Source organism: Gilliamella sp. G0441 (genome assembly GCF_050589305.1).
Classification (GTDB): Bacteria; Pseudomonadota; Gammaproteobacteria; order Enterobacterales; family Orbaceae; genus Gilliamella.
On sequence record NZ_JBNRJF010000003.1, the window covers coordinates 33,403 to 53,751 of the forward strand.

Sequence of the window (20,349 nt, forward strand, 5' to 3'; positions counted from 1 at the left end):
CCTTTATATCAATCTAATCTAACAGGTCAATTTTGCTATTCTTTCGAATATTATCATTTTTGAATTAAATTAGTTTTTTAGTACAATTCCCAACCCAAATCATTAAAACCGCTATAATAGCCTTTTCACAATTCTAAAATATTGCAAGTGTGAAGATTCAATTCAAAATCTTAGTTAATGATCATTAAATCATAATTTTATTGGTTTTCCCGAAAAATACAGTTTGCGGTGTTGATAAAATCTAACAGTTAAAAACACATCTTTTAAATAATGTTAAAGCTTAATATAATTATAATACAAGAATTTAAGTAGCTTTAACCGATCATAAAAAGATTTAAGAGACAAGATCGGAATAGATTAATAAGATACTTACTATTATTTAATCTATTGTAGTTAAAATAAATGAGTAATAATAAAATTATAATTTTATAATACTGATATAATTAATTAAAATTATTTGAAATGCTTTTTTTAGAAAATATCAGAAATATAAAACACAATAATAAATTATGTTAGAAATGGAAATGAAATGAATAAAAAACTTACAATATTGTTACAATCAATGTGCTTTACTTGCTTTATCTTCTCCGCCCAAGCTGAAGAAACAGTGCCAATAACTTTCGAAAGTATCTACCAACAAGCAAATGATAATAATGATCCTGAGGCTCAATATAATTTAGCGTTGATGTATTATTATGGGCAAATGGTTGAAAAAGATCATAAAAAGGCTTTTGAATGGTATGAAAAATCAGCACTTCAAGGCAATCAGCTTGCACAAATCAATCTTGGATTAATGTATTATAACGGTGATGGAGTCAAACAAGATTTCGACAAAGCAAGAAAATGGTTTGAAAAATCAGCACTTCAAAATAATGCGTTGGCTCAAAATAACCTTGGCTATATGTACGAAAATGGCAATGGTGTTACTCAGAATTTTGGTAAGGCAAAAGAGTGGTATGAAAAAGCGGCTAGTCAAGGAAATGCTTCAGCTCAATATAATCTAGGATATTTATATGATGAAGGTAAAGGAATAGCCAAAAATTATAGCAAGGCAAAAGAATGGTATGAAAAATCAGCGTTACAAGGTCATGCTGATGCTCAATTTAATTTGGGTTCCATGTACGATCAAGGCGAAGGCGTTCCTCAAAATCTTAGTAAAGCGAAGGAATGGTATGAAAAAGCTGCGCTACAAGGTCATGCTATAGCGCAATATAATCTCGGTTCAATGTACGATGAAGGACAAGGAGTTGAACAAGATTATGTTAAAGCTATTGAGTGGTATGAAAGAGCTGCTCAACAAGGAAATGTGTTAGCGCAAAATAATCTTGGTTATATCTATAATAAAGGATTAGGAGTCCCTGAAGATTTAACTAAAGCTAGAGAGTGGTATGAAAAGGCAGCCATGCAAAATCATCCTGAAGCGCAAGTTAATCTAGGTTTTATGTATCATAATGGTAATGGTGTAAGTAAAAATTATGCTAAAGCAAAAGAGTGGTATGAAAAAGCCGCGCTTCAGGGCAATGCACAAGCTCAGAATAATCTTGCTTATTTATATGATAATGGACTAGGTGTTAATCAAGATTTTACAAAAGCAAAAGAGTGGTATGAGAAAGCAATAAAATCGAATAACGTAACAGCGCAATTTAATCTTGCTCGTATGTATGATGAAGGACATGGCGTTCCCCAAAATTTAAATTTAGCAAAAGAGTTATATGAAAAAGCAGCCATGCAAGGATATGCTCAAGCTAGATATTATCTAGGTATTATGTTTGATGAAGGTCGAGGTGTAACTCAAAATTTCAAAAAAGCTAGAGAGTGGTACGAAAAAGCTGCACTTCAAGGTTATAGTAAAGCACAAAATAATCTCGGCATTATGTATGAAGAAGGATTTGGGGTAAAGCAAGATTATGCTAAAGCCAAAGAATGGTATGAAAAAGCTGCGCTTCAGGGTAATGATAAAGCTCAGTATAATCTTGGCACAATGTATAACAGAGGATATGGTGTAACTCAGGATTATGAAAAAGCGAAGACATGGTATGAAAAATCAGCCTCATTAGGTAATGCAAAAGCTCAGAATAGCCTTGGTATACTATATGATAAAGGACATGGCGTAGCTCAAGATTATGCAAAAGCGAAAGAATGGTATGAAAAAGCGGCTTTTAAAGGTTATGGTGAAGCTCAATATAATCTAGCTGTGTTGTATAATAAAGGATATGGTGTAACTCAAGATTATGCAAAAGCGAAAGGATTATATGAAAAAGTTGCCTTACTAGGTAATGTAAAAGCTCAGAATAATCTTGGTGTGATGTATGATAAAGGATACGGTGTAACACAAGATTATGCTAAAGCGAAAGAATGGTACGAAAAAGCGGCCCGTCAAGGTTACGCTGAAGCTCAATATAATCTTGGAGTTATGTATGACAAAGGATATGGCGTTACAAAAGATTTTGCGAAAGCAAAACAATTATATGAAGAAGCCGCTAAACAAAATAATATCGATGCTGAAACCAGTTTAGGTTATATGTATCATGTTGGCAATGGTGTTAAGCAAAATTATGCTAAAGCGAAAGAATTGTATGAAAAAGCAGCGCATAGGGGTAATGCAAAAGCTCAAAATAACCTTGGTGTGATGTATGATAAAGCCCATGGTGTAACCCAAGATTATGTAAAAGCGAGAGAATGGTACGAAAAATCAGCAGGTCAAAATTATGTTAACGCTCAATATAATTTGGGATTGTTGTATGACAAAGGACAAGGAACTAAACCTGATTTAAATAAAGCAAAATATTGGTATGAAAAAGCTGCTTTACAAGGTAATAATAATGCAAAAAACAGGCTTAATGCCTTAAAAAATAATGATAAAAAATAACTGGTTAGAAAAACTAGCTTTAAAATAGTTTATTGCAGAGATTTAAATTAATTTTTTAGTTTGGGGCGTCATTGAAGCAAAAAGATGATTTAAATTAGTTATTATTCATATATTGGAACAAAATAATTAGCTGACAGGATAAATATACCCAGAATAACTTGTGATCTGGGTAATGATCACAAGTTTTAGAAAAATTAGGATGGTTAACTATTGCCTATTAATTCTTTTAGTTGATTAAATGCCTTGGAAAACATACATAATTAACCGATAAGCGATATAAAACATCACCAAACCGACCAAGCAATCTAAAATAACCCACATTCTTTTTTGTTTGAATAGGGGGGTTAAAAGTCTGGCGCCGTAGCCAATACCAAAAAACCAGATAAATGAAACACAAACAGCACCAATTAGAAATGCTATTTTCTGCTCACTGGTTAACGTTCCTGCAATTCCCCCAACAATAACAACCGTATCTAAATAAACGTGTGGATTGAGTAACGTCACTGCTAAAGTCGCAAGCACGACTTTCAGTAAACTATTGTTTTTTGTATCTTGAGATTCAATTTGCATACTACTTGTGCCTTTAATCGCACTTTTTAATGCGTTAAATCCATACCATATCAAAAAAAGTGCCCCTAAAATGGCAAGGATATTGGTAATTAAAGGATTGGCACTAATAAATGTTCCTACTCCCATGATGCCAATTGACATTAAGGTAAAATCACATATAAAACAGAGAGCTGACACAAAGAATATATGATTTTTTAATAAACCTTGCTTTAGTACAAATAAATTTTGTGCACCTATAGCAATAATAAGACTACCGGAGATCATCGCTCCCCGTAATATTTCCGCCAACATAGTGTAATAATCCTTTAAATGTATTTAATTGTTATTTTGATATATTCCATTCTATTATTCAATACACTATAGCATCGTTGATATAAATTAAAGTTGATTAGGTTATATATTCGCTTTAGTGAATGCCGTTAATTGGCATTTTCCTTGATTAAAAATCAGAACAACAATGCCTATTGTTAACCAGATAATCCCCACTATTTTGGCTTGATTATCAATATGAAGTAATACCGGTATTAAGACCAAGATACCGATAATAGGCAAACATATATCAAATATAAAAGAAGAAATACGATAGTTGAAATTCTGTTTTTTAAACTTGAAATAGCCGATCACTGAAAGGTGTAACATAATAAATGCAGTGAGTGCACCAACATCAACAAATGAAATTAAAGTTGGCAATCCTTTTGGACTGATTGCTGCAATCGCTGCCAAGCCTAAATTAAAAATTGCTGCAAATAAAATTGCGATAGTCGGTACACCGCTTTGCTTACCGACCTTCGCAAACATTGCAGGTAAGCGTTTATCTCGACCCATACTAAATAGTAAACGGCTAGAAGCAGCTTGTCCGACCATGGCAGCAAATGATGCACCTATTGCTTTCATTAAACCTAACGCCCATCCAAGCCATAGACTTATCTCTTGGTTAACAATATTGTAAAAGGCTTTTCCTTGTAATTCTGTATGCGTTTGCAGATATTCGGGAGAGTAGGGACTGAGTAATGAACCGACATAAATTTGAATAACAAACAGTAAGCCGGCTATGAATAAACAAGTTAGGATAGCTTGACTGACTAAATTGCGTTCACCTCGATTTTCTTCAGAAAAAGTTGCGATGGCATCAAAACCTAAATACGATAACACGGCAATGGATACCGCTTTAAATAATTTTTCCCAAGTAAATAATTGTCCACCTGTAAATGGTCTTAACCAGTCTCGTTCAATATCACTTGTTAATAATACCCAAATTCCCACAGTTAAAATCGCTAATAAAATTAAGACTTCAAGAATTAATATAACTAAAGTGATATTAATCGATTTTTTAATCCCTATTAAATTGAGTGCTGTTGTCACAATAACCGCTAAACCCGTCCATAGCCAAACAGGAATATCAGGCATGAGGGCATTAAGGGATATTCCACTAAATAGATAAGCCACAGCTGGAATAAACAAATAATCAAGCAATAATAACCAACCGACTAAAAAACCAGCATGAGGATGAATTCCCGCTGAACAGTAAGCATAAACCGATCCGGCATGGGGTAACGCATTTGCCATTCTGGCATAAGAATATGCTGTAAACCCCATAACTAATGTCGCTACTATATACACTAACGCCGTGGCGCCATCACTCGTTGCATCCAATACCCCAAATAATCCAACTGGGGCTGCGGGTCCAATAAAAAGCAATCCAAGAATGACCAGATCTCGAAATCGCATACTCTTTGTTAACTGCGGCATAACCATTCTCATTTAAAATCAAAGCATACGTTCAATATGTTAATGGATGAATGGTTATACAGCTAAGATCAACTTGTTATTTATATATAACTTTTCGATCTATATGATTAATGGTGCTCTCTTATTTCATAGGTGTAACTCATTTTTGCTGTTTTACCTAACATAATTGAGGCACTACAATATTTTTCAGATGCAAGTTTTATGGCTTTTTCGACGGCTTCGTTGTCAATATTTTTACCTGTGACGACAATATGAAAGTTAATTGTGGTGTAAACTTTAGGGGAAGAATCAGCTTGAGTTTTATCGATATCAATCCACAGATCCCGTATATCTTTTTTAGCTGTTTTTAAAATAGCGACAATATCATAAGCCATGCAACCTGCAGCACCATGCAGTAATAGTTCCATTGGACGAGCGCCACGATTGCGACCGCCGTGTTCAATTCCGCCATCCATGATTAAGGCATGCCCGCTTGCTGTTTCGCCCATAAAACAAAATTCATCAACCCATTTTAATCGATCTTTCATGATGTACTCCTTACCATTTTCATTTTTAAAAATTTATTTTATTCATTGATTTTCTATTAACATAAGCGATTTTTTGTCATCTGTCACTATTTGATCATGACTGAATACATTGTCATGTTAAACTTAGGTGGTCTGTCAAATATTAACCCTGTAAAACCGTACAATTTCGATATATAACCAAATGATTATTTGAAATATTCTTTAAAATATGAATTAATGATCTCGATTTTAATGTTAGCTACTAAATCAAAAGGATGCTTTATGATACTAGAATTTATTCTGTTTCTTTGCATTGGGGCGGCAGCAGGTCTGTTAGCCGGCATGTTTGGTATCGGTGGAGGCGCTTTGATTGTGCCAGCGCTAATTTTTACACTCAACCACTTTACCGTTAATAGTGTTTGGACAAACCATATCGCTATAGCCACGTCCTTAGCGACAATCATTGGGACGAGTTTGTCTTCAAGCTGGATGCATAATAAAAACCACAATATCGAGTGGTCTATTTTAAAAAGAATGGTTTTAGGTTGTATTATTGGTACTATCGTAGGATCCTACATTACGCCTTTGATACCAGGTGTTTGGTTAAAATGGATTTTTGTCATTTTCATGATTTATGTTGGTAGTCAATTTGTTTTTAAAACCCGTCAAGTTGCGCACAATCACGCTACTGAAGTGGTAAAGTTGAATACTAGTATTTATATCGCAATGGGCGGTGTTATTGGTCTTTTTGCTGCTTTAGTTGGCGTAGGTGGAGGCGTATTAGTCGTGCCTTTTCTAAAAAAATGCGGTATTGGTATGCGTAAAGCAATCGGCACATCAGCAGCTTTTACGCTACCGGTTGCCATAGGTGGCACGATAGGTTACATCATTTCGGGGTGGTATGTAATGCCTTTACCCAAATATTGCGTTGGTTTTGTTTATATTCCTGCAGTGTTAGCCATTATGCTAGCCAGTATTCCTATGGCAAAAGTGGGCGTACTGATAGCGCAAAGAATTTCAGTGGATAAACTGATTAGGTTGTTTGGTGTTTTCTTGTTGTTATTGGCCTTAAAATTAATTATTTCCTAGCGTTATGATGTATTTTTTTAAATGATAATTGATTTAAATTGGATTTTTTGTTTCTGTAAATTGTAACGTTATCTATACACTTTTATAATAAAAATATGTTATGCTTTCACTAATTTCACTTTTATCGGGTTTTATAAGGAAAACATAATGGCAGAAGAAACTATTTTTAGTAAAATTATCCGACATGAAATTCCAGCAGATATCGTTTTTCAAGATGATAAAGTTACCGCTTTTCGAGATATTTCACCGCAAGCCCCCACTCACATTTTAATCATCCCAAACAAACTTATTCCAACCGTTAATCATGTTACTGAACAAGATGAACAGTTACTTGGACATATGGTGATTGTGGCAGCTAAAATTGCTAAACAAGAAGGTATTAATGAAAATGGTTATCGATTAATTATGAATTGTAATAAAGATGCGGGACAAGAGGTCTTTCATATTCATATGCATTTATTAGGTGGAAAAAATTTGGGGCGATTAATAGGTTAATTAATATGAAAAAAATTATAAGGTTATTAGCATTTAGTTCATTTGTCAGTTTATTGGCGGGGTGTCATCTTCTTGATTCCGAAAAAACAGTCGATATTCCTCCAATTGATAATTCACCCGTCGGCATTATTGAAACTCCACCGCAAATTGTTAAAAAAACAGATTGGCGAAGTATTTTATCACCATTTATTACTAAAATACTACAATCCTCATCAATCCCTGAAGGCAATAGAGTATTATTAATCAGTGATATACAAAATCGTACAGGTGACTTTGTTGCAAATAATCAAATTGATGAAGCTTTACACCAATTAATGAGTAAACAACAAATTTTTTCAGTTGCAAATAAACAATCAATTAATCAAGCTAAACAGGCAATCGGTATTGCTTCAGATGATACGTTAGTTTCTCGAGGAAAAATGATTGGGTTAGCTAAATCAATGAATGCGCAATATGTTTTGTTTACCACACTTTATCAATTACCTAATGATGATAATGGAACAGATGCTAATCTTTCAATGGAATTACTTTACACCCAAAATGGCGAAATTTTAGGGAGAGTAACTTCGAAAGATTTTGTTCAGCCAAAGACGCAAACTGATAATAATCAACCAGAGGCTAATGAGTAATGGGACCACTATTAATTGATTTTGAGGGGACGACCTTAACTAAAGAAGATCAAGAGCTTTTACAAAATCCTTTAGTTGCTGGTGTCATTTTATTTAGCCGTAATTTTCAGAATGTAGAACAATTATCAGAATTAATAAAAGAGATTCGTTCAATATCCCCAGAACGATTACTCATTTCGGTTGATCATGAAGGGGGACGAGTTCAGCGTTTTAGACAAGGTTTTACGTTAATTCCACCAGCCCAATCGTATGCGTTGCTAAATGATATTGAACAAGCAAAGACCTTAGCTTTTGATGCCGGTTGGTTGTTAGCAATGGAACTAATTGCCTTTGATATCGATTTGAGTTATGCCCCCGTATTGGATTTAGGTCATGAATGTTTAGCTATCGGCTCACGTTCGTTTCATCAAGATGCCAATATCGCATATCAAATTGCATCTGCAATGATTGATGGTATGCATAGTGCAGGAATGAAAACAACCGGCAAACATTTTCCGGGCCATGGTCATGTTATTGCTGATTCTCATAAAGAAACGCCAGTTGATCATCGCAATCAATTATTAATAGAACATGATATGCAGATATTTTCCAGATTAATTGCTGATAAAAAACTTGATGCAATTATGCCAGCGCATGTTATCTATCCAGCGTTTGATGATAAACCTGCGAGCGGTTCAAGCTTTTGGCTCAAAACAGTGCTTCGTCAACAATTACATTTTGATGGTATCATCTTTTCCGATGATTTATCGATGGAAGGTGCTTCTGTCATGGGAAATTATGCTGAGCGAGCAAAAAATGCATTAGAGGCAGGCTGTGATCTGTTGTTAGCGTGTAATAACCGACAAGGAACATTAGCAATTTTAGAGGAATTGAATAGTTTAGATAAACAACAATCCTTAAGATCAACTAAAGCGCAATCGCTGTTGACACAAAACAAAATCAGCCATGAGGATTTAATCAAAACGGTTGATTGGCAAAATCGATACAACAACATCATGAAACTAAACGAAAAATGGGCGGACTATAATGCAAGTAGCCATCATTGAAATTGATCATAATAAACGACTTATAGCATATAATGACAAGGCTCAAGCGTTACTTTCATCGACTTTGTTAACGTTACAGCAACCTTTCGATTTTCAGGCAATATTTCATCTGGATAAGATGCAAAGTGTTAATGAGCTAGATGATACCATTATTGTACTTAATGCTCAGTATTATCTGTTACAAAAAGTTAACGAAACATCAAAAACTATTTTTATCATCCAACCCATAGAATATCTTAAAAAAAGGTTATCTAAAATTCATGTTGTGGCAAATCAGGCTTTTGACATTTTTGCGACCCAAAGTAATGCCATGCAAAAATTAGTTGCACAAGCAAAAGCGTTTGCGATGCAACGTGAACCGTTGTTAATTTCGGGCGAAACAGGCACTGGAAAAGATCTGCTTGCTTATGCTTGTCATCAATACAGCCCTCGAGGGGATCAGACTTTTCTAGCGTTAAATTGTGCTGCAATGCCAGACGAAGTGGTTGAAAGTGAGCTTTATGGTCATGCTGCTGGTGCTTACCCAGGGGTCGTAGAAAGTAAAAAAGGTTTTTTTGAACAGGCTAATGGCGGATCGGTTTTACTTGATGGCATTGACGAAATGTCTTTTCAGATGCAAACCAAGTTATTACGGTTCATCAATGATGGCTATTTTCGTCGGGTTGGTGATGATAATGAGGTGTATGTTGATGTACGTATTATTTGTGCCACCAAAGTTGATTTAGCCGATTTAGTCGAACAAGGAAAATTTAGAAAAGATCTCTATTATCGGCTCAATGTGCTTTCATTACATCTTCCTTCATTACGGGAGCGCAAAGAAGACATTGCTCCGCTAACCATGATGTTTGTCAATGAATTTGCCGATAAACAAGGCATTCCTGCTCCTGATATCGATAATGAAGTTTTTGATTATTTAGCCCGTTACTCATGGCCAGGGAATGTAAGACAACTAAAAAATATCCTATATTGCGCTCTATCTCAGTTGACTTCAACTAAATTGACCGTCAATGATATTGAGCTACCTGTGCAAACTTCATCAAGAATATCAGGCATCGATAATATCGAAAATAAGACATTAGATGAAATGACCAAGCAGTTTGAAAAAGAGATTTTATTACAGTTATACGATAAGTATCCAAGTTCTCGTAAACTGGCGAAACGGTTAGGCGTTTCACATACTGCAATCGCCAATAAATTACGGGATTATGGGATAGGGCGGTAACGTTGGTATGCAATTAAAAGTATTTTGATCTTCAATTCTGTTTATGAAAATATTACTCCAGCATTGCGTTTATTTTGTTTGTTATGAAATTTATATCCTTATTTAAAGCAACTTGGAGAAGAATCATAATGTGTTTGATAGGAACGTTATTTTTTTTACCATAACAAATTATATACCAAATATTACTTATTGTTTTTAATTTATTTTTAATGAATAATCGAGTATAAATATGGGTATATGCATTCAATATAGTTGGTTTTTGGGTTTCTAAATAATAGATATCAATATTAAAAAGATAATCTAAGCGTAGAAATTTAATATATTGTTGCTTGGTATAATTAGATAGATTTTTGAATTTTAGATAATTAGAACATTGAATTACAACTTGAGAGAATAGAGAAACATAATTTTTGTTAATATTTTTTTTATTACTTAAAGAGTTATCCCTTTTTCTATAAAAATAAAGTGGAGTTTTATAGTAATAGCTCAAATTTGCAGAAGTAAGTATATCTAAAGTAATCAAATGATCTTCATGATTTTTACCCACAAAATTAAGATTGAGTATATCTTTCATAAAGATATACTTCCAACAAGCCCCAGGATATTTTTTTTTCTTAATTAAATAGGTAAATAATTCATTACCGGACTTAAAAGATATGAAATAATCATCATGTTGATAGTAAGAATAATCTATACTTTTATCATTTTCAAAGCATTCATGTTCAAAATAAAACAATTCAATATCACGATTTTTTTCATAACAAATGAAAAATTTTTTTAATATATCGCAATGCAAAATATCATCGGGATCGACAAACTGAATATATTTTGCAGAAGCAAGTGATAACCCTGTATTTCTAGCTTCACTAACCCCCTGATTTTTCTGATACACATACTTAATGCAAGGATGATTTAAAGCAAGAACTTTAATAATTTTTGCTGTACTATCTGTGGCACCATCATCTATACATAATATTTCTTTAGGTAAAAAATCTTGTTTGATAATAGATATTAAACATTGCTCAATATAATCTTCAACATTATAACAAGGTATTATGATTGAAAGATTAATAACTGTTTTTGGATTTTTATCATGATTCATTTTAGTTAATTAACGACATAACTATGAGTCGGTTTTATGTTATTATCAATAGTGACTTTAGAACGAGGATGCTCTTTTGTTATCACACATTTAAGTAATGTTAAAAAACTATTGAAATTCAATTGATCTTTCTTTTTCATTTTATATGCATAAAAAAGATTACGAATTATCTGTTGTTTGGGATTTTGGGTGCGATACATACGCATTAGCATTTTTGCAAAGGCTATTTCTAATCTTGCATGTTGACTTAAATTTTCTAATGGAAGTTCACATGTCATGTCATGATACATCTCACCAATACACAATCCTTTTAGTAAAGCTGTTTCTGACGTTTCATGGATCAAATCAAATAAGCGATGATCTGTATGATAAAATGCAAATTTTTCATCAAATACATAATTATGTTTGTCTAACAATATCTCAATTAAATTTTTAGAAATTGCAGTACCAGAATTTATTGTTCTAGTTGTACCTAGGTTAAATTCACCTTTAAGTATAACTAACTCTCTTTGTTCAAAATCTGAAGGAAAACATTGCTTATCATTTTTTTGTTTAGGATAGATAGCAGGACAAATAATAGCAAAATTAGTATATTGATATATATTTTGAAAAAAAGAGAATTGAACATTTGAATCTTGATCAAAAATTACAAAAAAATCATAGTTTAATTTTTGAATAAAGTAATTATAAATTTTGCTTAATGATGTGTTCCTAATATCTTGATATATGAATGAACTTATTCCTTTTTTCTGAGAAGCTTCAAGATGATTAACTATGTCATTTTCTTCAAGTAAAGTTGAACCATTATTCCAAATTATCATATTTAATTGAATAGAATTTAATTCTGATCCCAAAATAGATTTGATTGTCATTGACTCCGATAAGGAGCAATTATACAAGATAATTAATACATTTATTTTCATTTTGATATTTGAAACAGATTTAGATCTGAAATTGGCAACAATATAACATATATAGAATTGTAAATACAATCTCTTAAGATGTAGATGTCAAAATTACAATATCACTGGGAATTGAAAGATTATGAATAGTTTATTCTAAATATTGCTATTTATTAACTTTGTTATTATCATTTCACGAATAAGTTTAATGAGGAATATTGAATGAAGGTAATCGTTACTGGCGGGGCAGGTTTCATTGGTTCTGCTTTAGTTAGATATATTATTGAAAATACTCAAGATGAAGTTTTAGTCATTGATAAATTAACATATGCAGGGAATTTGGAATCATTAGAAGAAATATCTAAAAATACAAGATTCAATTTTAAACAAATTGATATTTGTGACAGATCAACATTAGATCATGTAATTAATGATTTTTGTCCTGATATTATTTTGCATCTTGCTGCTGAAAGCCATGTTGACCGCTCAATTGATCATCCATCAGCTTTTATTGAAACAAATATTATAGGCACATATACGTTATTAGAAGCATCTTTAGCTTATTGGCGAACGTTGACACAGAGCAAGCAATCAGTATTTCGTTTTCATCATATTTCAACTGATGAAGTTTATGGTGATTTGCATGGAACAAAAGATTTATTTTCTGAAAATTCTCCTTATTCTCCAAGTAGCCCTTATTCTGCGTCAAAAGCTTCTAGCGATCATCTTGTTCGTGCATGGCATAGGACGTTTGGTTTACCCACAATTATTACTAATTGCTCAAATAATTATGGTCCTTACCATTTTCCAGAAAAACTTATTCCATTAACGATACTTAATGCGCTAGAAGGTAAACCATTACCAGTATATGGTAATGGCCATCAAATAAGAGATTGGTTATATGTGGAAGATCATGCTAGAGCCCTTTATCTCGTAGCTACCAAAGCACAAGTCGGCGAAACTTATAATATCGGTGGGAATAATGAACAAAGAAATATTGATGTCGTTAATATAATTTGTGAATTACTTGAAGAATTAGTAGCCATAAAACCAGAAGGAATTAAGCAATTTAAAGATCTCATAACTTATGTAACAGATAGACCTGGGCATGATAAACGATATGCTATTGATGCGTCTAAAATATTTAATGATTTAGGCTGGAAGCCTAAAGAATCTTTTGAATCAGGTATGCGTAAAACAGTTCAATGGTATTTAAATAACAAAAATTGGTGTGATCGTATAAAAAATGGATCATATTCAAGAACACGTCAAGGTATTATTTAATAATAGGTATATTTATGAAAGGTATTGTATTGGCCGGTGGTTCAGGTACTCGTCTTCACCCTATTACTCGTGGGGTTTCTAAGCAATTGTTGCCAGTTTATGATAAACCTATGATCTATTATCCCTTATCTGTACTGATGTTAGCTGGTATTCGTGATATTTTAATTATTACAACACCGGAAGATTTACCTATGTTTCGACGATTACTAGGTGATGGTTCTCGTTTTGGCATAAAACTTTGTTATGCTCAGCAACATAAACCAGAAGGTTTGGCTCAAGCTTTTTTAATTGGAGAAGATTTTATTGAGAAACAACGTTGCGCAATGGTACTTGGAGATAATTTATTTTTTGGTGAAAGTTTTGGAATGAAATTAGCAAAAGTTGTACATCAACAATACGGTTCAACAATATTTGGTTATCAAGTCGTCGATCCTGAGAGATTTGGTGTAGTTGAATTTGATAAACACTTTAAAGCATTATCAATAGAAGAAAAGCCTACCAAACCGAAATCAAACTGGGCTGTAACCGGACTTTATTTTTATGATGAAAATGTGGTTGAAATGGCCAAACAAGTAAAACCCTCTCATCGAGGGGAATTAGAAATAACTACGCTCAATCAAATGTATTTAGATGCAGGACTTTTAAATGTAGAAATTCTTGGGCGTGGATTTGCTTGGCTTGATACTGGAACGCATGATAGTTTACTTGAGGCATCATCATTCGTACAAATCATTGAAAAAAGGCAGGGTCTAAAAGTGGCTTGTTTAGAAGAAATAGCATTTAGAAACGATTGGATAACTATTGAACAGCTAAAAGAAGAGGCTACTTATTTAAGTAAAACATTATATGGTCAATACTTAGCAAAATTGATAGCTCCTTATAATAGAGGTTGTGATGAAAATTGTTCAAACTGATATTCCAGATGTAAAAATTGTACATCCTAAAGTTTTTGGGGATGAAAGAGGCTTTTTTTTAGAAACATTTGAAAAAAAACGTTATCAAGAAATGTTAGAAATACAACTTGATTTTGTTCAAGATAATCATTCACGTTCCCAAAAAAATGTTTTAAGAGGATTGCATTTTCAATATTCAAACCCTCAAGGTAAACTTGTGAGAGTTGTTCGAGGTGAGGTTTTTGATGTTGCAGTAGATATTAGAAAAAATTCAAAAACTTATGGGCAATGGGTTGGTGTTGTACTTTCAGAAAATAATAAAACTCAATTATGGATCCCTCCGGGATTAGCACATGGTTTTGTAGTATTATCAGATATTGCAGATTTTGAATATAAATGTACTAATTACTATGATCCTTTATCTGAAGGATGTTTACTCTGGAATGATCCAGAAGTTAATATTGATTGGCCGATTTTAACACCTATATTATCCTCAAAAGATAAACTTGGTAAACATTTAAAGGAATTATAATTAATTTATGAAAGTGTTATTAACTGGAGTAAAAGGTCAATTAGGATCTTGTTTTCAAGATATATTCCCTCATGATTGGTCATTAATTACAAAAGATAGTCAAGAATTAGATATAACTGATCTCTCAGCGGTTGAAGCTTGCATTGCTATAAGCAAACCAGATGCCATTGTCAATGCGGCTGCATATACTGCAGTTGACAAAGCTGAAGATGAGGATGAATTAGCCTATAAGGTAAATGCTATTGGACCGCAAAATTTAGCTATAGTTGCAAATAAATATTCAATTAAATTAATACATATCTCAACAGATTATGTATTTGATGGAACAAAAAAAACGCCTTATTTTGAAACTGATTTAACTAATCCAATTAATGTTTATGGTAAAACAAAACGAGAAGGCGAACTTGCGGTTATTCAACATGATCCTTCAGCAATTGTAATAAGAACTTCTTGGGTATTTAGTGAATATGGCAATAATTTTGTCAAAACAATGTTAACACTTTCATTGAAACATAATAAATTATCTATTATTGATGACCAGTTAGGATGTCCTACCTATGCTGGAGATATTGCAAATGCAATTTTAAAAATTCTTATGAATAATATCCGTGGTGGTATTTATCATTATTGTGGTGACCAAATTGTAAGTTGGTTTAATTTCTGTTTAGAAATATTTTCAATTGCAGAAAAGTTAAATTTAACTGGAATCAAAAAGCCAATAGTTAAACCTATTTTGACTTGTCAATATTCTACTAAAGCAAAAAGGCCTCTGTATTCAGTTTTAAACATGGATAAAATAAGATCATTAAATATAGAAGGATCTGATTGGAAGAAAGCTTTAGTCCATGTTATATCTAAGATTAAACTAGAGTAATTGTTTCATTGTTATTGGAATACTAGATCTAGGGTGTTTATGCTTAATAAGACATTTAACAAGTTTTATGAATACGTAAAAAGAATACTTCTGCTTTACTAATTTTCTAAGTAGATAAAGAAAAACATTTAACTTGCTTTTTTTAGCATATAAAATTTTGTTCAAAACTTTAGAATATTCCATCTCAAGTTTTCTTGATGAGCTGATTTTATTGGGATTTTGTAGTTTAAAATCTAAGGAGTGATCGATTTTGCCTAAGCAAATTCCTTTGTAAATTGAATCACTTAGTGATTTTAGGTCAATAAAAAAGCATGTATCAATAGCATAAAGTGCATATCTTTCGTTAAAAATTTGATTATTATTTTCATTTAAACGATCTTTTAATCGTTTTGATATTGTTAGTCCAGATGAAATAGATTCAATTTCTCCCATTTCAAAAATTTGTTTATCAAACAGATCTCGTGATTTATGGTATATTGGAAAACATAAAGAATTTTCTTTAGTTCTCCAACCAGATGAGTAGATCGCTGGAACAATTACATCATAGTCACTATTATTTTTGATATTCTGAAAAAAATCTGAACTTAATTTGGAATCTTGATCTAAAATGGAAAAAAAATCAAACTGCTTCTTAGTTACGAAAAAATTATATATTTTACTTAAAGCTATATTATGAATATTTTCAAATATTGAAAGTTGAATTTTATAAGAATCAAAAATATTTTTAAATTTTAAATATTCATCTTTCATTAAAGGTTTGGGACCATTATTCCAAATAATAACTTTTAAATTAATATTAGTAATATTTGAAGTAAGTAAAGATTGAATAGTACTAGATTCTTCAATACTGGAATTATATAAAATGATTATAGTTGTTATATTCATTTGCTAACTTCTTAATAAATTTTAGTATATGGAATATGATGCATATATCAAAAAAACCATGAAGGCTAGGTATGGAAAATATTCATTAATAATGATAATTTATTAATAGTAACATTGTTTACAAAAAAACCAAATATTTTTTCCAAAAATAACTTAACTTTTAGTATTATTTATATGGAGTTTTATTCAGTTATTAATGAAAAAATATGTTAAGAAATCTATTACTATCCCATTTTAACTGAAATTATTACAAAATTTATTGTCAAAAATAAGCTAAAATAGTTATACTCATGCGCGCAAAAAAAAAAATTGCTAAAAACAGAACAAAAATCCTTTATTCTGGAATCGTTAAATTAAAACGAATTTAAGAAAATTTCAAAGATAAATTAAAAAAGTAAAGGAATAGAAATGTAAAAAGCAATTATCTGTTTAGTCAAATAAATAATAGAGTTATTAATATCGGAGATAATGAATGGCAAGCATTTTGGTAACAGGTGGAAGTGGATTTCTTGGAGCAAATTTATGTGAGAGATTAATTAACGAAGGTAATAAAGTTATTTGTTTAGACAATAATTATACAGGTAGGATGAAAAATTTGGAAAATATAATTAATCATCCTAATTTCTTGTTTATAAAACATGATGTAATTGATTCAGTTCAACTTAATGAATCCATCGATGAAATATATCATTTAGCTTGCCCTGCCTCACCTCCAGCATATCAAGGAAAAGCAGCTATAATGACGACTAAAACTTGTGTATATGGTGCAATAAATTTTTTAGAATTAGCAAAAAAAAAGAATGCTAAGATTTTATTAGCTTCAACTTCAGAGGTATATGGAGATCCCTTAGTGCATCCACAAAATGAAAGTTATCGTGGAAATGTTAATTCTATTGGTATAAGAGCTTGCTATGATGAAGGAAAGCGTTGTGCTGAAAGTTTATTTTTTGATTATCATCGCGAAGAAAATGTACGAATAAAAGTAATTCGTATTTTTAATACTTACGGTCCTCGTATGGACCCTAAAGATGGGCGTGTAGTGAGTAACTTCATTTGTCAAGCTTTAAGAGGTGAAGATATTACTATCTATGGACAAGGCACGCAAACTCGATCATTTTGTTATGTCGATGATTTAATCGACGCTATGATTAAAATGATGCAAAGTCCTGATGATTTTGTCGGACCTGTTAATACTGGTAATCCAGGGGAATTTACTATTAAGGAACTTGCCGAAAAGGTAATAGCAAAAATAGGTGGAAACTCAAAACTTAGATATTGTGATTTACCTAAAGATGATCCAACACAGCGTAGACCCGATATTTCGTTAGCTAAAGAAAAATTATGTTGGTGTCCTCAAATCAATCTCGATGAAGGTCTAGATAAAACAATTGAATATTTTAAAAATGAAATACAAAGCAGAGGTAAAAAATAATGCAAATTGCTATTATTGGAACTGGTTATGTGGGTTTGCCTACTGGCGTTGGTTTAGCTGACTTAGGTCATAAAGTAATATGTATTGATAGAGAAAAATCAAAAATAGAAAAATTAAGAAAAGGTGAAATTACTCTATTTGAAAATGGATTAGAAGATCTTTTAAAAAAGAATTTACAAAATGGCAATATACATTTTACAACTTCAATGAAAGAAGGAATTAATAATGCTGATATTGTTTTAATTGCAGTTGGTACCCCTCCTCACCCTATTACCAAAGAAGCAGATATGAAATATGTTCATGCCGCTGCAACAGAACTAGCCCAATATTTAAATAAATATACTGTCATTGCAACAAAATCAACGGTTCCTGTCGGTACTGGTGATGCTATTGAATGTTTAATTACTAAAACAAATCCACAAGCAGATTTTGATGTAGTATCTTTACCTGAGTTTTTAAGAGAAGGTTTTGCTGTTTATGACTTCTTTAATCCTGATAGAATTGTCATAGGTACCGATTCAGAAAGAGCTAAATTATTACTAAGGGAATTATATCAACCATTTGCGGAAAAATCAGAGCTATTATTTGTAAAAAGAAGATCTAGCGAAACAATAAAATATGCATCTAATGCATTTTTAGCCATAAAAATTCATTATATTAATGAAATGGCTGATTTTTGTGAAAAAGCAAATGCTGATATTCAGGAGGTTTCAAAAGGGATGGGATTAGATTCCCGTATTGGAAATAAGTTTCTTAATCCTGGGCCAGGCTATGGTGGAAGCTGTTTTCCAAAAGATACACATGCTATGCATTTTATGGCTAAGCAAAATGGTGTGGATTTAACTCTTATCGAAGCTGCTATAAAAGGTAATGAAAAACGTAAACAAAATATAGCCAAAAAAATAATTTCTAAAGTTAGTCATATAAAATCACCTAAAGTTGCAGTTTTGGGTCTCGCATTTAAAGGTGGAACTGATGATTGTCGAGAAAGTCCAGCTATGGAAATAATTTTTGAAATACTAAAATGTAATATTGATATTATAGCATTTGATCCGAAAGGAATAAAAAATGCTCAAGAAATTCTTGGTGATAGAATTGAATTTGCAGATGATATGTATTCTGTCGCTGATAATGCCGATATTTTAGTCATATTGACTGAATGGGATGATTTTAGATGTTGTGATTTAGAGCGAATTTCATCAAAAATGAGAAATAAAATTATATTTGATACACGTAATCTTTTTGATCTTGAAATCGTTGAAAAATTAGGCTTTTCCTATAATAGGATAGGTAAATAATGAAGAATATATTACTAGTAGGTGGTGCAGGATACATTGGTTCACATACTGTAAAACAGCTATCAAAAAGTGGTTACAATTGTATAATTATTGATAATTTAGTTTATGGACATAAAGAAGCAATTCAGGCTTCATATTTTGAACTAGTTGATTTAATGGATAAAAATTTATTAAATGAGGTATTTAATAAATATCATATTGATTCTGTTGTGCACTTTGCTGCTTTTGCATATGTAGGTGAAAGTGTAATAGAACCTAAGAAATATTATGAAAATAATGTATTAGGAACTTTAAATTTACTTGAAGCTATGTTAAATAATAACATTAAAAAAATCGTTTTTTCAAGTACATGTGCAACTTATGGGGAACCTAAATATATCCCGATAGATGAATCACATCCACAAGATCCTATAAACCCTTATGGTCGTTCAAAGTTAATGATTGAAAAAATACTGTATGATTATCATAAGGCGTATAATTTGAAATATATATCTTTAAGATATTTCAATGCCGCAGGTTGTTCTAAAGATGGAGATATAGGTGAAAGTCATTCTCCTGAAACACATTTAATCCCGTTAGTTTTACAAGCAATTATTAATCAAGATAAACCAATAAAGGTTTTTGGTGCAGACTATAATACTCCTGATGGTACTTGCATAAGAGATTATATCCATGTTGAAGATTTAGCAATAGCTCATCAACTGGCGATTGAGAAACTAGATAATTACTCAGGTTGTATTAATTTAGGTACAGGTATTGGTACCTCTGTTAAAGAGATTATATCTGCGGCTGAAGCAATAACTGGTAAAACATGTCCAGTTGAATATGTTGCAAAACGTAAAGGTGATCCAGCTCAACTATTTGCAACTAATGATAAAGCAAAAAACATATTAGGTTGGGTACCAAAATATAATGATATTAGAGAAATTATATCTACAGCTTGGACTTGGGAACTAAATAGGAAATATTAAA

At 31.9% G+C, this 20,349-nt stretch carries 19 protein-coding genes; 13 read left to right on the plus strand and 6 right to left on the minus strand.

Going from position 1 to position 20,349, the window contains the following annotated elements; translation table 11 throughout:
• The first annotated feature begins 529 nt into the window (after positions 1-529).
• On the plus strand, positions 530-2,869 hold the full coding sequence (locus tag ACKJXD_RS03715) for an SEL1-like repeat protein (protein ID WP_430875568.1): 2,340 nt from the start codon (positions 530-532) through the stop codon (positions 2,867-2,869).
• Between the two features lie 234 nt (positions 2,870-3,103).
• On the opposite strand, the gene ACKJXD_RS03720 is transcribed toward ACKJXD_RS03715, so the two are convergent.
• The 3 genes from ACKJXD_RS03720 to ACKJXD_RS03730 form a co-directional block, all read right to left on the minus strand.
• Entirely contained in the window at positions 3,104-3,730 is a 627-nt protein-coding gene (locus tag ACKJXD_RS03720) for a LysE/ArgO family amino acid transporter (protein WP_220216728.1), read from the minus strand.
• A gap of 102 nt (positions 3,731-3,832) precedes the next feature.
• The gene (locus ACKJXD_RS03725) at positions 3,833-5,188 is read right to left on the minus strand and encodes an APC family permease (RefSeq protein WP_430875569.1); all 1,356 of its coding nucleotides are present in this window, start codon (positions 5,186-5,188) and stop codon (positions 3,833-3,835) included.
• Between the two features lie 107 nt (positions 5,189-5,295).
• A complete protein-coding gene (locus tag ACKJXD_RS03730; protein WP_065559191.1) occupies positions 5,296-5,715 on the minus strand; it encodes an OsmC family protein in 420 nt (139 codons plus the stop codon).
• Positions 5,716-5,976: 261 nt separating this feature from the next.
• On the opposite strand from ACKJXD_RS03730, the gene ACKJXD_RS03735 reads away from it, so the two are divergent.
• The 5 genes from ACKJXD_RS03735 to ACKJXD_RS03755 all read left to right on the plus strand — a co-directional run bounded on the left by ACKJXD_RS03735 (position 5,977) and on the right by ACKJXD_RS03755 (position 10,175).
• Positions 5,977-6,783, plus strand: a complete 807-nt coding sequence (locus ACKJXD_RS03735; RefSeq protein WP_430875570.1) for a sulfite exporter TauE/SafE family protein — start codon at positions 5,977-5,979, stop codon at positions 6,781-6,783.
• A gap of 147 nt (positions 6,784-6,930) precedes the next feature.
• Positions 6,931-7,278 (plus strand): purine nucleoside phosphoramidase, encoded by a 348-nt coding sequence (hinT, locus tag ACKJXD_RS03740; protein ID WP_430875571.1) that lies wholly within the window; start codon positions 6,931-6,933, stop codon positions 7,276-7,278.
• A 5-nt stretch (positions 7,279-7,283) separates the two neighbouring features.
• On the plus strand, positions 7,284-7,907 hold the full coding sequence (locus ACKJXD_RS03745) for a hypothetical protein (protein WP_220216732.1): 624 nt from the start codon (positions 7,284-7,286) through the stop codon (positions 7,905-7,907).
• Complete coding sequence (gene nagZ, locus ACKJXD_RS03750; RefSeq protein WP_430875572.1) at positions 7,907-8,953, plus strand: beta-N-acetylhexosaminidase; 1,047 nt, start codon at positions 7,907-7,909, stop codon at positions 8,951-8,953. Before ACKJXD_RS03745 ends, nagZ begins: the two co-directional genes overlap by 1 nt.
• Positions 8,934-10,175 (plus strand): sigma 54-interacting transcriptional regulator, encoded by a 1,242-nt coding sequence (locus tag ACKJXD_RS03755; RefSeq protein ID WP_294828680.1) that lies wholly within the window; start codon positions 8,934-8,936, stop codon positions 10,173-10,175. The genes nagZ and ACKJXD_RS03755 overlap by 20 nt, the downstream gene beginning before the upstream one ends.
• Before the next feature lie 52 nt (positions 10,176-10,227).
• Here the strand turns inward: ACKJXD_RS03755 and ACKJXD_RS03760 are convergent, their stop codons facing one another.
• Together ACKJXD_RS03760 and ACKJXD_RS03765 are read right to left on the minus strand one after the other, a co-directional pair.
• The gene (locus ACKJXD_RS03760) at positions 10,228-11,277 is read right to left on the minus strand and encodes a glycosyltransferase family 2 protein (RefSeq protein WP_294828677.1); all 1,050 of its coding nucleotides are present in this window, start codon (positions 11,275-11,277) and stop codon (positions 10,228-10,230) included.
• 5 nt (positions 11,278-11,282) lie between these two features.
• Entirely contained in the window at positions 11,283-12,149 is an 867-nt protein-coding gene (locus ACKJXD_RS03765; protein WP_430875574.1) for a hypothetical protein, read from the minus strand.
• A 252-nt stretch (positions 12,150-12,401) separates the two neighbouring features.
• Between ACKJXD_RS03765 and rfbB the strand changes: the two genes are divergently transcribed.
• From rfbB to rfbD, 4 genes are read left to right on the plus strand one after another with little or no spacing between them, the layout of a single operon-like run.
• A complete protein-coding gene (gene rfbB, locus ACKJXD_RS03770; protein ID WP_294829658.1) occupies positions 12,402-13,463 on the plus strand; it encodes a dTDP-glucose 4,6-dehydratase in 1,062 nt (353 codons plus the stop codon).
• A gap of 14 nt (positions 13,464-13,477) precedes the next feature.
• Positions 13,478-14,377, plus strand: coding sequence for a glucose-1-phosphate thymidylyltransferase RfbA (gene rfbA, locus ACKJXD_RS03775; RefSeq protein ID WP_294829660.1), 900 nt, complete (start codon positions 13,478-13,480; stop codon positions 14,375-14,377).
• The gene (gene rfbC / locus ACKJXD_RS03780) at positions 14,358-14,888 is read left to right on the plus strand and encodes a dTDP-4-dehydrorhamnose 3,5-epimerase (protein WP_294829661.1); all 531 of its coding nucleotides are present in this window, start codon (positions 14,358-14,360) and stop codon (positions 14,886-14,888) included. Before rfbA ends, rfbC begins: the two co-directional genes overlap by 20 nt.
• Positions 14,889-14,895: 7 nt before the next feature.
• Complete coding sequence (gene rfbD / locus ACKJXD_RS03785; protein WP_294829662.1) at positions 14,896-15,762, plus strand: dTDP-4-dehydrorhamnose reductase; 867 nt, start codon at positions 14,896-14,898, stop codon at positions 15,760-15,762.
• Here rfbD and ACKJXD_RS03790 read toward each other — a convergent pair.
• On the minus strand, positions 15,754-16,647 hold the full coding sequence (locus ACKJXD_RS03790) for a hypothetical protein (protein WP_430875575.1): 894 nt from the start codon (positions 16,645-16,647) through the stop codon (positions 15,754-15,756). The two genes, rfbD and ACKJXD_RS03790, sit on opposite strands and share 9 nt — an antisense overlap.
• 472 nt (positions 16,648-17,119) lie before the next feature.
• Between ACKJXD_RS03790 and ACKJXD_RS03795 the strand changes: the two genes are divergently transcribed.
• The 3 genes from ACKJXD_RS03795 to galE are packed head-to-tail and all read left to right on the plus strand — an operon-like array spanning position 17,120 to position 20,348.
• Positions 17,120-18,079, plus strand: coding sequence for a UDP-glucuronic acid decarboxylase family protein (locus ACKJXD_RS03795; RefSeq protein WP_430875576.1), 960 nt, complete (start codon positions 17,120-17,122; stop codon positions 18,077-18,079).
• A complete protein-coding gene (locus ACKJXD_RS03800; RefSeq protein WP_430875577.1) occupies positions 18,079-19,377 on the plus strand; it encodes a UDP-glucose dehydrogenase family protein in 1,299 nt (432 codons plus the stop codon). The genes ACKJXD_RS03795 and ACKJXD_RS03800 overlap by 1 nt, the downstream gene beginning before the upstream one ends.
• Positions 19,377-20,348 (plus strand): UDP-glucose 4-epimerase GalE, encoded by a 972-nt coding sequence (gene galE / locus ACKJXD_RS03805; protein WP_430875578.1) that lies wholly within the window; start codon positions 19,377-19,379, stop codon positions 20,346-20,348. The genes ACKJXD_RS03800 and galE overlap by 1 nt, the downstream gene beginning before the upstream one ends.
• Position 20,349 lies beyond the last annotated feature (1 nt).